General features: G+C 66.9%; 14 protein-coding genes. 9 read left to right on the forward strand and 5 right to left on the reverse strand.

Going from position 1 to position 14,914, the window contains the following annotated elements; all coding sequences use genetic code 11:
* Positions 1-178 precede the first annotated feature (178 nt).
* The 4 genes from V9L21_RS07410 to V9L21_RS07425 all read left to right on the forward strand — a co-directional run bounded on the left by V9L21_RS07410 (position 179) and on the right by V9L21_RS07425 (position 3,514).
* The gene (locus V9L21_RS07410; protein WP_337310491.1) at positions 179-631 is read left to right on the forward strand and encodes a MarR family winged helix-turn-helix transcriptional regulator; all 453 of its coding nucleotides are present in this window, start codon (positions 179-181) and stop codon (positions 629-631) included.
* A gap of 96 nt (positions 632-727) precedes the next feature.
* A complete protein-coding gene (locus V9L21_RS07415) occupies positions 728-1,153 on the forward strand; it encodes an organic hydroperoxide resistance protein (protein WP_126750043.1) in 426 nt (141 codons plus the stop codon).
* Between the two features lie 168 nt (positions 1,154-1,321).
* Positions 1,322-2,437 carry a DUF2855 family protein gene (locus tag V9L21_RS07420; protein WP_337310493.1) on the forward strand — a complete coding sequence of 372 codons (1,116 nt, stop codon included), beginning with the start codon at positions 1,322-1,324 and terminating at the stop codon, positions 2,435-2,437.
* A 33-nt stretch (positions 2,438-2,470) separates the two neighbouring features.
* Positions 2,471-3,514, forward strand: coding sequence for a serine/threonine protein kinase (locus V9L21_RS07425; protein ID WP_337310495.1), 1,044 nt, complete (start codon positions 2,471-2,473; stop codon positions 3,512-3,514).
* Positions 3,515-3,538: 24 nt separating this feature from the next.
* Here V9L21_RS07425 and V9L21_RS07430 read toward each other — a convergent pair whose 3' ends face one another.
* The gene (locus V9L21_RS07430) at positions 3,539-4,876 is read right to left on the reverse strand and encodes a UDP-glucose dehydrogenase family protein (protein WP_337310497.1); all 1,338 of its coding nucleotides are present in this window, start codon (positions 4,874-4,876) and stop codon (positions 3,539-3,541) included.
* A gap of 95 nt (positions 4,877-4,971) precedes the next feature.
* Here V9L21_RS07430 and V9L21_RS07435 point away from each other — a divergent pair, with 95 nt between their 5' ends.
* From V9L21_RS07435 to V9L21_RS07450, 4 genes are read left to right on the forward strand one after another with little or no spacing between them, the layout of a single operon-like run.
* Entirely contained in the window at positions 4,972-6,000 is a 1,029-nt protein-coding gene (locus V9L21_RS07435; protein ID WP_337310499.1) for a glycosyltransferase, read from the forward strand.
* A complete protein-coding gene (locus tag V9L21_RS07440) occupies positions 5,997-7,016 on the forward strand; it encodes a hypothetical protein (RefSeq protein ID WP_337310501.1) in 1,020 nt (339 codons plus the stop codon). Before V9L21_RS07435 ends, V9L21_RS07440 begins: the two co-directional genes overlap by 4 nt.
* A complete protein-coding gene (locus tag V9L21_RS07445; RefSeq protein ID WP_337310503.1) occupies positions 7,006-7,767 on the forward strand; it encodes a hypothetical protein in 762 nt (253 codons plus the stop codon). Before V9L21_RS07440 ends, V9L21_RS07445 begins: the two co-directional genes overlap by 11 nt.
* Before the next feature lie 6 nt (positions 7,768-7,773).
* A complete protein-coding gene (locus V9L21_RS07450; RefSeq protein ID WP_337310505.1) occupies positions 7,774-8,907 on the forward strand; it encodes a hypothetical protein in 1,134 nt (377 codons plus the stop codon).
* A 32-nt stretch (positions 8,908-8,939) separates the two neighbouring features.
* Here V9L21_RS07450 and V9L21_RS07455 read toward each other — a convergent pair whose 3' ends face one another.
* The 4 genes from V9L21_RS07455 to V9L21_RS07470 all read right to left on the reverse strand — a co-directional run bounded on the left by V9L21_RS07455 (position 8,940) and on the right by V9L21_RS07470 (position 13,675).
* Positions 8,940-9,476, reverse strand: a complete 537-nt coding sequence (locus V9L21_RS07455; protein ID WP_337310507.1) for a hypothetical protein — start codon at positions 9,474-9,476, stop codon at positions 8,940-8,942.
* A complete protein-coding gene (htpG, locus tag V9L21_RS07460) occupies positions 9,473-11,509 on the reverse strand; it encodes a molecular chaperone HtpG (RefSeq protein ID WP_337310508.1) in 2,037 nt (678 codons plus the stop codon). The genes V9L21_RS07455 and htpG overlap by 4 nt, the downstream gene beginning before the upstream one ends.
* A gap of 148 nt (positions 11,510-11,657) precedes the next feature.
* Positions 11,658-12,698 carry an ABC transporter substrate-binding protein gene (locus V9L21_RS07465; RefSeq protein ID WP_337310510.1) on the reverse strand — a complete coding sequence of 347 codons (1,041 nt, stop codon included), beginning with the start codon at positions 12,696-12,698 and terminating at the stop codon, positions 11,658-11,660.
* 59 nt (positions 12,699-12,757) lie between these two features.
* A complete protein-coding gene (locus tag V9L21_RS07470) occupies positions 12,758-13,675 on the reverse strand; it encodes a LysR family transcriptional regulator (RefSeq protein ID WP_337310512.1) in 918 nt (305 codons plus the stop codon).
* A 100-nt stretch (positions 13,676-13,775) separates the two neighbouring features.
* On the opposite strand from V9L21_RS07470, the gene V9L21_RS07475 reads away from it, so the two are divergent.
* Positions 13,776-14,786 (forward strand): zinc-dependent alcohol dehydrogenase family protein, encoded by a 1,011-nt coding sequence (locus tag V9L21_RS07475; RefSeq protein WP_337310515.1) that lies wholly within the window; start codon positions 13,776-13,778, stop codon positions 14,784-14,786.
* The last annotated feature ends 128 nt before the right edge of the window (positions 14,787-14,914 follow it).

Below are 14,914 nucleotides of genomic sequence, written 5' to 3' on the forward strand. Positions count from 1 at the left end.
AGCGAAGCGCAGGGGTCGCAGACAGTGGGGTCGCCTTTCTTTTGCCTACGTTTCTTTGGCGAAGCAAAGAAAAGTAGGTCGCCCGCCGGGGCGACACCCGGCCCCGGGAAGCAAACCCAAAACTGAACCCAAAACAACTACATTGCACACAATTAAATTGCGAACTACAATTCCACCCATGCCCACCCCACAAGCCAAAGACGAAATGCTCAAGCTGGACAACCAGCTCTGCTTCGCCGTCTACTCCGCCTCGTTGGCCATGACCCGCCTCTACAAGCCGGTCCTGGAAAAGCTGCAGCTCACCTACCCCCAATACCTGGTAATGCTCGCCCTCTGGGAGCAAGACGGCCCCACTGTCTCCGCACTCGGCGAGCGCCTCTCGCTCGACTCCGGCACCCTCACGCCCCTGCTCAAGCGGCTCGAAGCCAACGGGTACGTAGCAAGAGTGCGCGACGTGGCCGACGAGCGGCGCGTGCACATCACGCTCACCGCTGCGGGCCGCAAGCTCAAGGCCCGTGCGGCCAACGTGCCCGAGTGCCTGATGGCCGCCGCCCAGTGCTCGGTGCCCGAGTTGATTTCGCTCACCCAGCAAATCCAGGCCCTGCGCGACCGCATCAAGAAAGCCGCCTGACAGGCCAAGAACACAGCGCGCTTCAAGTTTCTTCCCGCTTCATCCAAAGAAGCTCTTTTCACCGTTCCCTCCACCCTCATCCACAAAGGAATCACCATGACCACCAAACTCGACAAGGTTCTCTACACCGCTGAAGCCCACACCGTCGGCGGCCGCGACGGCGCAGGCAAGTCCAGCGACGGCGCCATCGACGTCAAGCTGAGCTCGCCCGGTTCGGGCAAGCCCGGCACCAACCCCGAGCAGCTGTTCGCGGTCGGCTACGCCGCCTGCTTCATCGGCGCGATGAAGGCCGTCGGCCCGAAGATTGGCGTGAAGGTGCCTGAAGACGTGGCCATCGACTCGAAGGTTTCCCTTGGCCCGACAAACGGCGGCGCGGCCTACGGCATTTCGGTGCAGCTCGCAATCACGCTGCCCGGCCTGGACGCAGAACAAAAGCAGAAGCTGGTCGACACGGCTCACCAGGTCTGCCCGTACTCGAACGCCACCCGCGGCAACATCGACGTCGAACTGACGATCGCCTGATTTCCGCTGAGTGACAAAAAAAGAGCGCTCCGGCCACAAGCCGGGGCGCTTTTTTCATGGCCGTCGTTGTCTCACGGGTGACCCCGAAAACGCAAACGCGATAGCGCCTTTCATCAAGCTTGGCTAATGTGGCCGCACGCCCTTCAACGCACCGTGGAGATCGACCCCATGAGCACCACCAGCCTCCTGATCCGCAAGGACGAGCTCGCCGCCACGCGCTTGCACACCGCCACCGACCAGCCCTTGACCGACGGCCAGGTGCGCGTTCGCATCGACGGCTTTGCTCTCACGTCCAACAACATCACCTACGCCGCCTTCGGCGATGCAATGAGCTACTGGCAGTTCTTCCCGTCCGGCGAAGAAGGCTGGGGCAGCATTCCGGTATGGGGCTTCGCAAGCGTGGTGCAGTCGCTGCACCCGGGCGTGGCAGTAGGCGAGCGGCTCTATGGCTACTGGCCCATGGCGTCTGGCGCGGTGCTCAGCCCCGAGCGCCTGTCCCCGGAGCGATTTGCCGACGGGGCCCCGCACCGCGCGGCGCTGCCGGCGGTCTACAACCAGTATTTCCGCTGCAACGCAGACCCGCTCTACACCGCCGACACGGAAGACGCGCAGGCGCTGCTGCGCCCGCTGTTCATCACCTCGTGGCTGATCGACGACTTCATGGCGGACAACGACTTCTTCGGCGCCGGCACCATGCTGCTGTCGAGTGCGTCGAGCAAGACGGCCTACGGCACGGCCTTTCAGTTGCACCAGCGCGAAGGCACCGAGGTGATCGGCCTCACATCGCCCGCCAACGTGGCTTTTTGCGAAAGTCTGGGCTGCTACGACCGCGTGGTGACGTACGACGCGCTCGACAGCATTGCGGCCGATACGCCCTGCGTGTACGTCGACTTTGCCGGCAACGGCGGCCTTCGCAGCGCCGTTCACACGCGTTTTGCCAATCTCAAATACAGCTGCTCGATCGGCGGCACGCACGTGGAGCAGCTCTCGTCCAAGGGCGCCGGCAAGGATTTGCCGGGCCCGCGCGCCACCCTGTTCTTTGCGCCGGCGCAAATCAAGAAGCGCACCGCCGAATGGGGTGCGGACGAGTTCGGGCGGCGCATGGTGTCCGCCTGGCGCAGCTTTCTGTCCACGGTGAGCGACGCAAAGAACCCGTGGCTGCGCGCCGAGCACCACCACGGCGGCGAGGCCGTGCAGGCGGCCTATGCGCAGGTGCTGGCCGGCAAGGGCGACCCGCGCACCGGCCATATCCTTTCGCTTTACAAACAACCCGGCGGGCTTTGACGGCGCCGGCGCGGGGGTAGCGACAATCGCTGCATGACCCCTTCCCCCGCAGCGCCCGCCAACACCCATCCCTACGAGAGCCTCACGCCCGACGTGGTGCTCGACGCGCTCGCGACGCTCGGCCTGCACGGCGATGGCCGGCTCACCGGCCTCAACTCCTATGAAAACCGCGTCTACCAGGTGTACCTGGAAGACCCGAATCCGTATCCGGCCGTCGTCGTCAAGTTCTACCGGCCCGAACGCTGGAGCGAGGCCGAGATTCTGGAAGAGCACGCCTTCTCGCTCGAACTGGCCGCGGGCGAGGTGCCCGCGGTGCCGCCGCTGGCCTTCGACGGCAGCACGCTGCACCACCACGCTGGCTTCGCCTTCAGCGTGAGCCCGTACCGCGGCGGCCGTGCGCCCGAACTCGACGACTTCGAGGTGCTCGAATGGGTCGGCCGCTTTCTGGCGCGCATCCACACCGTCGGCAGCGCCAAGCCCTTCGAGGCCCGCCCCGCGCTCGACCTGCAGACCTTCGGCATTGCATCGCGCGACTGGCTGCTGGCCAACAACAAGGTGCCGCTCGACGTGCAGCGCGAATGGGAGGCCGCCTGCAACGAGGCGCTGGACATGATCGGCGCCACCGCACTCGCGGTGAATGCGCCGGCCTCCGACTTCCAGCCCCGCAAGCTGCGCCTGCACGGCGACGTGCACCCCGGCAACATCTTGTGGACACCCACCGACCGGCCCGGCGGCGGCCCGCACTTCGTCGACCTGGACGACGCGCGCACCGGCTTTGCGGTGCAAGACCTCTGGATGCTGCTCTCGGGCGACCGCGCGCAGCGCACCTCGCAGCTGTCGGGCCTGCTCGACGGCTACGAGCAGTTCCGCGAATTCGACCGCCGCGAACTCGCGCTGATCGAACCGCTGCGCACGCTGCGGCTCATTCACTACAGCGCCTGGCTCGCACGCCGCTGGGAAGACCCGATCTTTCCGATCAACTTTCCGTGGTTCGGCTCCAGCGATTACTGGAAGGGGCAGATCCTCGTGCTGCAGGAGCAGTGCGAGCAGATGGCCGAGGAGCCGCTCTACGCCTGAGCGGCAGTGCCCGCAGACGACGACTCAGCGCAGCACTGAGCGGCCGCGGCCGACGCCGTAGTACGCGATGCCCGCGGCTTCGACCTCTGCCGCGTCGTAGATGTTGCGGCCGTCGAAGATCGCCGGTGTCGCGAGTGCAGCGGCAATGCGCGAGAAATCGGGGCACAGGTACACCGGCCACTCGGTCACGAGGGCCAGCACGTGGGCACCTTCGAGCGCCTGCTCCGGCGTGTCGCACCAGCGCACGTCGCCGTGCTCGCCCACGATGGCGCGCGCATTCGGCATGGCCGCGGGGTCGTGCACCTGCACACGTGCCCCGGCCGCCCGCAGGCGCTCCAGCAGCACGAGGCTGGGCGCATCGCGCATGTCGTCGGTGTCGGGCTTGAAGGCAAGGCCCCACAGCGCAACCGTCTTGTTGGCGATGCGGCCTTCGAAATGGTGCGTCATCAGGTCGAAGAGCCGGCCCTTCTGCTCGTGGTTGATGGCTTCCACGGCCGACAGCATGCGCAGCGCGTACCCGTCGCGGTCTGCCGCATGCCGCAATGCCCGCACGTCCTTCGCGAGGCATGAGCCGCCGTAGCCAGCACCGGCTTGCAGAAAACCGGGGCCGATGCGCCGGTCGGCGCCAATGCCGCGCCGCACCATCTCGATGTCCGCCCCCGAGTGCTCCGCCACGCGCGCCATCTCGTTCATGAAGCTGATGCGCGTTGCAAGCATGGCGTTGGCCGCGTACTTGGTGAGTTCGGCAGAGCGGCGGTCCATCACCAGCACCTGCTTCGGGTCTTGCACGAAGGGCCTATAGAGCCTGGCCAGCAGGTCGACGGCGTCGGGGTCTTCCGCGCCGATCACCACGCGGTCGGGTTGGCGGCAGTCGCGCACGGCCGAACCTTCGCGCAGGAACTCGGGGTTCACGGCCACGGCGATGCGATGGGGCGCGCCGCGCCGCAGGAGTTCGTCGCCGAGCACGGCCTCGACCTGTTCGGCCGTGCCGACCGGCGCCGTCGACTTGCAGACCACAAGCCCCGCGCGGTCGCGGTGCCGCCCGATGCTGCGCGCCACGGCCATTACATGCCGCAGATCGACCTCGCCACCCGCATCGGCCGGCGTGTTGACCACGATGAAGAGAACCTCTCCATGAAGGCTGGCCGCGCGTTCGTCGCTCGTGAAGCGCAGGGTGCCCGCAGCCTGGCCCGCTGCTACCAGCGCCTCCAGTCCCGGCTCGTGCAGGGGCATGCGGCCCTGTTGCAATCCGTCGATGCGGGCGGCATCCGCGTCAGCGCAGAGCACGTCGTGCCCCGCCTCGGCAAGGCATGCGGCAAAAGCGAGACCGACATAGCCGGCGCCGAAAAGGCTCACCTTCATTCGTGCTCCGTTCTCTCAAGGCGCTGGCAGCCTCGGCGGTTGTGAGATAAAAGCAGGATGCAAGCCTTCAAAACAATGCCCGGAGAAAAAATTCGATGATGCCCCATGAAGTTGCCGCGCGCACCGCGCTGGTCCTGGAGACCAACAACCTGCGCGGCGGAGCGGATGCCGAGGCTGCCGCAAGCACGAGCCTGCAGCGCCTCGTCGGCCTGCTGGCAAGGCAGGAATTGCCGCTCACGGCACTCGCGCAAGTGGTCATCACGCACGACGGCCTCAGCGCAGCATCGTGCGACGCCGTAGCGGCGCTCGCGGGCCGCCCGGTCGACTTCGTGCGCATCGACCGCACCACCGGCTACTACGACGCCAAGAACGCCGGCTTTGCCGCCACCGATGCAGCGCGCTGCGACCACGTGGTGTTCGCCGATGCCGACTGCCTGCCCGACGGCGACTGGCTGCTGCAGATGCTCACGCCCTTTACCCGCGCCGATGCGCCCGCGGTGGTGGCCGGCCGCACGAGCTATGCGGCCAACGTGGTCGGCACCGCTCTGACCACCATCGACTTCATGTACTTTCCCAACGCCGACCACGCGGGAGCCACGAGCAACTTCTACGCGAACAACGTGGCCTTCCGCCGCGAGGTGTTCGAACAGCACAGCTACCAGGCGCTGGACGGCGTGTACCGCGCGCATTGCCAGGTACTTGGCATGCGCCTGAAAGCGGCCGGCGTGCCCATTCACTACGCAGCCGCGGCGCATACCGAGCACCGCCTGCCCGACACCCGCGCCGAGGCGCTCAAGCTGCGCTGGATGCGCGGGCAAGACACCTATTCGCTCACGCCGCACCTCTTGCGCAGCTATGTGCCGGCCAAGTGGCAATGGCTCGCAAAGAGCGGGCCGATCGGTCCGCTGTGCGTGCTGTTCACGCGTCTGGGCTTCAGCATGCGCGCGCTCAACCACCAGGACCTGCCGCCTCTCTCCGGCAAGCGCTGGCTCGCGGGCGTGGCATTGATCGTGGGCTTCTCGGCCATCGACATGCTGGGCGCATTCGCGCGCGGCATCGGCTGGCATACCACCGGCCGCACCAACGCCGATGCCCAGGCGCTCTCTTACCATCGCCCCACATGAAAACAACCTTCAGCGCCCACGCGCTTCGCATCGCTTCGCTGGTGCTCGCCGGTGCCTGCGCCACGGCCGCCGTGACGGCCAATGCCGCCGATTTCACCGGCCGCGGCGTCTTCAACTTCAAGTCCGACAGCGGCTGCCCCTTTGCCGCTCTGGCCGGCCCTGCGAACGAATGCAACCGCCTTGCGCTGGACGACGCCGACACGCGCGCCGCGCTCGACAGCGCCACGCACACCATCCGCTTTGCCAACCCGCGCAGCTACGCCGACAAGGCCATCGTGGGCGACGTGCTGCTGCAGGGCTCCGGCCGGTCGTCCGGCGGCCAGCGCGTGCCGCTCACCTTTCATGCGCTGCTGAGCCGCTCGGGCAACGAATGGTCGGTGAGCAGCCATGCGCATTCACCCGTCGGCGGAGAGTTCAGCGACATCCGCATCGATCCCTATCAGGTCGTGGTGATCGACGGCAGCAGCGAGCGCGTGGTGCTTACACCCACGCAGATCAGCGAGACGCTTTCCAAGCCTTCGCTCGCCGCGCGGCTTGCAAACGAGGTGGTGCAGGTGCGGGACAACCGCACAGGCGTTGCCAGGGACGCCGACATTACCGTTGGGCTGGGCCTCCGCAAAGCGTCCAAGTCGGTGGCGCGCGCGCAGTTTCGCGCGCCTTCCGCCAAGGGCCGGGAGCTTTCCGAATCCATGCGGCAAGGCACCTGGTCGCTCGAACTCCAGGCGCTGAGCGGACAGATCCCGCGGCAAGTGGTGCAGCGCGACCTGTTCCTCTACGGCCTCGAATCGCACCCGCAATTGCAGCCGTTGCTTCAAAACGGCTTCAGGAAGAACGAGAAACTCGTGCTCGGCGCCGCCAACGGCAAGGGTTATTTGCGCTACGGCGGGCGCCAGCACGATTTCGCCGAAGCCGATGCGTCGGCGCGCGCCTTCCTGCAAGACAGCTTCATCGGGCTCGTGCTGGGCTGGCAGCAGCAACAAGCCCCGCTGTCCAGGGCAGTGGCCGATGCACGCTGACACGCCTTTGGCGCCCACAGGTTTCGACTGCCTCGCGCCGCCGCGGCTGCGCGGCTGGCCGGCGCTGCAGGCGCGGCTGGTGCACCACGTCAAGCGCGCCGCGCTGCGGCAGCTGCATGCGAGCCGCGACGGAGAGATCCTGCTGCTGCGCCTGTACCTGGTGGGCGAGGAATCTTCCGAACAGGCCCTGCAGCGCGAACTGCGCGCAAGCGCGCCCGACTGGCTCTCGCGCCAGCTCGACCAGCACCTGGCCGACGAGCAACTGCATGCGCGGCTTTTTGCCGACGCCATTGCCGAGCGCGGCGGCCACGCGCAGGCCGCCGCATCGCCTGAAGAAGCACCGCAGCCCGACTGGCTGAGCCGGCGCAAGCTCGCGCGGTGGCAGCGCCTCATTCGCCGCCATGCGCCGCACTTTTCGCATGGCGGCCTGGTGCCCGCCTACGCCATCGGCCTGGCCGCCGAGCAGATGGCCTCGCGCATCCTGCAGCGCCATTGCGCGCTGATAGGCGCCGGGCATGCACTGCACCCGCTGCTCACGCGCGTGCTGGCCGATGAAGACCGCCACATTCGCCTGTGCAGCCACACACTGCAGCGCTGCGTCGCACCGCACGAGGAGGCGCGGCTGGCGCAGCTGATGCGCGAGGTGCGCAATACCGAACGCGGCTTTGGCATTACCGGCGCACTGGGCATGTACCTTGCCGGCATGGCGCTGCGCCTCCGGCCCGGTGCCGCACGGCCGATGCACGCCTGAGCGCCGATGCCGCCACGCATCGTCTACCTCGCGACTGCGGACGCGCGCGGCCACCTGATGCGCGCGCAGCTGCTCGCCCACGCGCTGCGCGACGCCGGCGCCAGCGTGCAGGTGCTCACCACCTCGGACGAAGGCGCGCGCTTTCTTGCGGGCTTCGGCATCGAGGCGCCGGTGCTTTCGCGCCACTATGCGGTGCAGTTCGACAGCCGGCAGAACATGCTGCGCCGCGAGACCGACCGCAACGTGGCGCACTACGTGTTCAGGCCCGGCCGCATGCTGCGCGACATCGTGCGGCTGCGCAGGTGGTTCCGCAATGCGGACCTGGTGGTGAACGATTCCTTCCACCCTGCGCTACTTTTCATGGGCTGGATGCCGGGCTGGCGGCACAAGGTGGTGCACGTCTACGGCGAAAGCCTGCGGCGTGCGCTCGAAACCAATTTCAGCGGACGCATGCCGGGCTGGATGGCCCAGCTGTTCGGCCGCATCGTCGCCTGGCAGATCGACCGCAGCCGCGCCCGCATCGCGCACGACTTCGGCTACGGCGAGCCCCACCACGACGGCCATGGCGGCCACCGGCTGGCCACACCCGTGGCCGTGGCGCGCGCAGACCCCGAAGCGCATCGACACGTTGAACCGCCAGCCGCGGTGTACCTGAACCCGCACTTCGAGGAAATCGCGCTGGCCGGGGGCCTGGAGCACGGGCTGGCCGATACCGGCGTGCCCACGCATCTTGTGGGCGAGGGCTACGCGCACACCCGGGGCTGGCTTGCACAGGACGAGCACTGGATCGACACGGCCGCGCGCAGCGCCTTCATCGTCTCGGCGCCGGGCATGGCGGCGCTGTCGGTGGCGGCGGTGTACCGCAAGCCCATCCTGCTGCTGCTGACCGACCAGCCGGAGCAGGCGATCAATGCGGAACGCGCCGCTCAGCTGGGGCTGCAGCACCGCACCGTGGTGTGGCGCGGCAATGCAGAAGATTTTGCGCGCGACGTGACCGCGGCTGCGAATGAGTTGCTCGCTATCGGCGGGAGCAACGGCGAGGGCAACGACGGCCACCATGCGAAGGAAGGCCGCCAGAACGCGCTCGCCCGCCTGCAGCACTGGACCGCGCTGCTCTTGAGCCTGGCTGCACGTCGCTGAGGGCGGCCAGCGCCGCACCTCAACTGCTGCAATCAGGGCGCGATGGGATTGGCAGGTGTGCCCAGCTCGCCGGCTTGCGCCACGGCGGCCGGGCGATACGAAACGCGCGCAGTGGCAGGAGGCTGAAGCGGCACCGGGGCCAGCATGGGTTTTGTCACGCCGTCCTTGGTTACGGTGACGGGCGCGGCGGATGCGACAGCCGCCGAGGTCACCGGTGCAGCCCCGCCCACAGGTACAAACGCCGTTTTTGCTGCATTGGGGTCGTGCAGCACCACGCTCTTGCTGACGCCCACGCCGGTGCCGATCGGCCCCACGCCGACGCCCACACCCACGCCGGCGGAACCGGCCACCACGCCCGCGTTGTTGACCGCCACGCCCGCTCCAAGCGGGCCCCAGCCGGTATTGAGCCCGACCGAGAAATTGCCGTCCTTGGTGGCACCCAGGCCGAGCGAGAGCCCGGGCACCAGCGGAATGCCGATGCGGTAGTGCGAACAGCCGCTCATCGAAACCAGCAACACCGCCGCCGCAACGGCGGCCCCTGCCCTAACGATGCGCGGCCGGGCGTTCACACCAGCAGCGCGTTCACGCGCCTCACGTAGGCCGCGGGATCGGCCGGCAGGCCGCCTTCGGCCAGGAGCGCCTGGTCGAAAAGAATGTTTGCCAGATCGTCGAAGTGCTCGGAGCCGTCGAGCTTCTTCACCAGCGCGTGCTCGGCGTTGACTTCGAGCACGGGCTTGAGGTCGGGCGCGGGCTGGCCGGCCTGCTTGAGCATGCGCGCAAGCTGCGTGCTCATGCCGCCGTCCTGCACCACCAGGCAGGCGGGCGAATCGACCAGGCGCGTGGTCACGCGCACGTCGCCGGCCTTGTCCTTGAGCGCTTCCTTGAGCTTCTCGAGCATTGGCTTGAAGGTTTCGGCGGCTTCCTCGGCGGCCTTCTTCTCGGCCTCGTCCTGCAGCTTGCCGAGATCGACCGCGCCCTTGGCCACGCTCTGCAGCGGCGTGCCGTCGAACTCGGTCAGGTAGTTGAGCGCCCACTCGTCCACGCGGTCGGTCATGAGCAGAACCTCGATGCCCTTCTTCTTGAAGACCTCGAGCTGCGGGCTGTTCTTGGCGGCGGCCAGCGTGTCGGCCGTGATGTAGTAGATCGCGTCCTGGCCTTCCTTCATGCGCGCCTTGTAGTCGGCAAAGCTCACGCTCACGGTGTCGCTCGTGGTCGAGGCAAAGCGCAGCAGCTTGGCAATGCGGTCGCGGTTGCCGAAGTCTTCGCCCAGGCCTTCTTTCAGCACGGCGCCAAACTCGGCATAGAACTTGGCGTACTTGCCCGATTCGTCCGCCGCGGCAGCCGCGGTTTCGGCCGCGGTGGGGGCGTTCTTGTCGACCACGTCGGTCACCGCCTCGGTCGGCTCGGGTGCGGGCACCGATTCGCCGGAACCCACGTCGATCTTGCCTTCGCCGCTTTCCGGCCCGGTCTTCTGCTTCTTGGCCAAGTCTTCGAGCATGCCCAGCACGCGCTTGGTGCTGCCCTCGCGAATGGCCTTCACGTCGCGGCTTTCCTGCAGCAGCTCGCGGCTCACGTTGAGCGGCAGGTCGGACGAGTCGATCACGCCCTTCACGAAGCGCAGGTAGCTCGGCAGCAGCGCCTCGGCGTCGTCCATGATGAAGACGCGCTTCACGTACAGCTTGACGCCCGCGCTCTTTTCGCGGTTCCACAGGTCGAACGGAGCCTTGGAGGGGATGTAGAGCAGCTGCGTGTACTCGGTGCTGCCCTCCACGCGGTTGTGGCTCCAGGCGAGAGGCGCCTCGTAGTCGTGGCTGATGGTCTTGTAGAACTCTTCGTACTGCTCGGGCGTGATGTCCTTCTTGTTGCGGCTCCACAGGGCGTTGGCCTTGTTGACCGTTTCCCATTCGCCGGTCTTGACCATGTCGCCGGGCTGGTCGTTCTCGCCTTCTTTCCACTCCTCTTTTTCCATGAGGATGGGCAACGAGATGTGGTCGGAATACTTGCCGACGATCTGCTTGAGCTTCCAGGCGTTGAGGTATTCGTCGGCGTCGTCGCGCAGGTGCAGCGTGATGCTGGTGCCGCGCTCGGCACGCGCGATGTCGGCCACTTCGAAGTCGCCCGCGCCGCCGCTCACCCAGCGCACGCCCTGTTCGGGCGGCAGGCCGGCGCGGCGCGATTCGACCGTGATCTTGTCGGCCACGATGAAGCCCGAATAGAAGCCCACGCCAAACTGGCCGATGAGTTGCGCGTCGGCCTTCTGGTCGCCGCTGAGCTTGCTCATGAAGTCCTTGGTACCACTTTTTGCAATGGTGCCGAGGTTGTCGATGGCTTCCTGGCGCGACAGGCCGATGCCCTTGTCGGTGATGGTGATGGTGCGCGCGGCCTTGTCGAACGAAAGGCGCACGTCCAGGTTGGGCTCGTCTTCGTACAGCTCGGGGTGGTCGATGGCCTCGAAGCGCAGCTTGTCGCAGGCGTCCGATGCGTTCGAGATCAGCTCGCGAAGGAAGATTTCCTTGTTGGAGTACAGCGCATGCGTGACGAGATGCAGCAGTTGCGCGACTTCAGCCTGGAACGGTAGTTTCGTATTGGAAGAATCAGCCATGGGAAAGAAGAAATATCGAAACCAAAAAATTCTAAGCCGGGCGGCCTTGACCGCACGCCCGACCCGCCAACTCTGCGAGTTGGGGCTGGCGCCCCAGAAAACAATAGGCCCCGTTTCTTGCGGCGGCGTGAAGCCCCCCCGCGCAGGTTTACCTGGCCTGGGATTCCACTTCCCGGGTCCAGCGGTCGATCAGCCGCTTTCGCTCGGCGGCCTTGCCGTATTTCTCGAAGTCGTACTTGATGAGCTTCACGTCGCTCATCGACGGAATGCGCGCGTCGGGCTTGAAGGTCTTGTTGGCCGGCGACTGCAGGCTGCCGACCTGCCCGCCAATCGCCTGTCCGACCGGGCTCATCAGCCAGTCGTAGTAGCGCTTGGCATTCTCCTTGTTGCGGGCGCCCTTGACCAGCGCGATGCCGCCCACCTCGTAGCCCGTGCCTTCGCAGGGCGCGGCCGTCTTGACCGGGAATTTGTCGTACCGCCAGCGCTCGAAGCCGAAGATGAAGCTCACGCCGACCGCCACCTCGCCCTTGGCCACGTTGGGCGCCTGCGCCTGGCCGCTGCGGGTGTAGCTGGTCACGTTGCGGTGCAGCTTCTTCAGGTAGTCGAAGGCCGCGTCCTCGCCCATCTGCTGCACCAGGCCGGCGATGATGGTGTAGGCCGTGCCGCTTGAGGCGGGGTGCGAAATCTCTATCTCGCCCCTGTATTCAGGCTTGACCAGGTCGGCCCAGCACTTGGGCTCGCCCAGCTTCTTTTTCTTGAGCAGGTCGGTGTTGAAGCCAAAGCCGATGGCGCTGGTGTAGAAGCCGCCCACCATGTTCTGCGACATCGCGTACTGGCGCACCGCCCAGTCGTGCAGGTCGTTGATATAGGCCGGCCGGTAGGCTTCGAGCAGGCCTTGTTCAGCCGCCTGCAAGAACGGATCGCCCGTGCCGCCCCACCAGATGTCGGTCTTGGGATTGGCCGCTTCGGCGCGCAGCTGGGCGCCGATTTCTCCGGTGCCCTTGTGCGCTTGCTGCACCTTGATGCCGGTCTCGCGGGTGAAGGCCGCGGCGGCCGCCTCGCACCAGCCCGCGTCGGTGCTGCAGAGCGCATTCACCGTGCCCTGCGCCGCCGCGCCCGTCGTAAACAAAGCCAGGAAACCCGCGCATGCGGCAAGGGCCGCGACGTTCCTGATGGCAAAAGGGCGCATGCGTTCTCCAGCAAATGAATGGAATGGCAACAAAGCCGCAGGATAGCGGGCAAAGCCGCTCAGCGGGCCGCCAGGAGCGGCGGCAGATGCTCCGCGAGCCAGTCGATCACCACCCGCGTCTTGTGCGGCAGGTAGCGGCTTTTGTGACGGATGACGTTGAGCTCGAACCCGAAAGGCCGGGGCTCCTCGAACACGCGCACCAGCGTTCCAGCGGCCAGCGCTTCGGCGGCCAGCCAGGCCGGCAGCCGCGACAGGCCCATGCCGCCAATGGCGGCTTCGAGCAGCACCTCGGCACTGTCGCAGCGCAGCCGCGAAGGCAGCACCACCTCGACAAGCCGGCCTTCGGCATCGTGAAAGCGCCAGGGCGAGATCTGCCCGTCGCGGGAATAGAACACCGCCTCGTGCGACGACGAAGCGACCAGCTCGGCCACGCTTGCCGGGCGCTCGTGCGCCGCCAGATAGGCGGGCGCGGCGCACAGCACCATCCACTGCACGCCGACCGGCCGCGCCACCAGGTCGGCGGTGTCGGGCAGTCCGCCGCTGCGAATGGCAAGGTCGAGGCCCTCCTCGACCAGGTCCACGCGCCGGTCGTTGAATGAAAGCTCCAGCGAAAGCCCCGGATGCCGGCGCGCGAGCGCGAGCAGCAGCGGGCCGACCTTCAGGCGCCCGAGCATCGCGGGCATGCTGAGGCGCACCAGCCCGGTCGCGGTGCAGCGCGCGGCATCGGCCATGGCCTCGGCGGCGTCGAGTTCGGCCAGCGCGCGGCGGCAGCGCTCGTAGTAGCCGTGGCCTTCCTCAGTGAGGCTCTGGCTGCGCGTGGTGCGCAAAAAGAGCCGCGTGCCCAACCGGGCCTCGAGCCGCGCGATGCTCTTGGCCACCGCCGACCGCGTGACGTGCAGCCGCTGCGCCGCAAGCGCAAAACTGCCGGCCTCCACGGCCGCGACGAATTCTTCTATGCCTTGGAGACGTTGACCCATTGGAGATTTAAAGGCGCCACGAAGTTGAAAATTATCCACCACTGGATAGATCAGCTCGCCAATAGCATGAACAGCTCTCTTGTTTACGTGGAGTCTTTTCATGCAGGAACCTCAAGCGCTTCGCCGCTGGCAACTCTCTTCTTTTGGCAACGAGCACCTCGAACAAATCGAGCGGCCGCTCCCCACGCCCGGGCCGGGCCAGATCCTTGTGCAGGTGGGCGCGGTGTCGCTCAACTACCGGGACCTTCTGATGGTGCGCGACGGCATGGGCATGCAATTCGACATGCCTTTCACGCCCGCCTCCGACATGGCCGGCACCGTGGTGGCGGCGGGCGCAGACGTACGCCGGTTTGCCATCGGCGACCGCGTGATCAACACCTTCTGGGGCGGATGGATCGACGGCCAGTGGACGGCCGATGCAATATTGGCCGGCGGGCCCGGACCGGGCATGCTGGCTTCGCATGTTCTCCTCGACGCCGCCTGGGCCGTGGCCGCGCCGGCCACGCTGGACTTTGCCGAAGCGAGCACGCTTCCCTGCGCCGGCCTCACCGCATGGTTCGCCCTGGCCGAAACAGGCGCGCTCCGGCCCGGCCAGACCGTGCTGATCCACGGCACGGGCGGCGTGGCGCTGTTCGGTTTGCAGATTGCGCGGCTGCACGGTGCGCGCGCCATCGTGATCTCGGGCAGCGAAGACAAGCGCGCGCAGACGCTTGAACTCGGAGCCACCCACGTGCTGATGCGCGACAGCGACTGGCCCGCCGAAGTGCGCCGCCTAACGCAAGGCCGCGGTGCCGACCATGTGCTCGAACTCTCGAGCGGCCCGAACCTCGACCGCTCGCTGCAGGCTGCTGCGCAAGGCGGGCGCGTGTCGATCATCGGCATGCTCGGCGGCGAAACGCTGAGCGCTTCGTTCTACGCCATGGTGCTCGGCCGCGTCACGGTGCAAGGCATTGGCGTGGGCCATCGCCGCGCGCTCGAAGACCTGGTGCGCGCCGTCGATGTGAATGCGCTCAAGCCCGTGATTGCGACGCGCTACGCGTTCGACGCATTGCCCGATGCGCTCGACCACCTCGCGCGCGGCGCCTTCGGAAAGATCGTGATCACGCTCTGAGACGCCTCGTTACCCGGTTGCGGAACGCATGTCAGAAACAAAAGATCGCCGATTTGTGAACAGGTTCCGATACATGCAACAACATGCGTGACGCTCGTTGTTTCCATTCCTAGAATCCGCCCGCGCCA

It is taken from the genome of Variovorax sp. CCNWLW235, from assembly GCF_037204085.1.
Lineage (GTDB): Bacteria > Pseudomonadota > Gammaproteobacteria > Burkholderiales > Burkholderiaceae_C > Variovorax.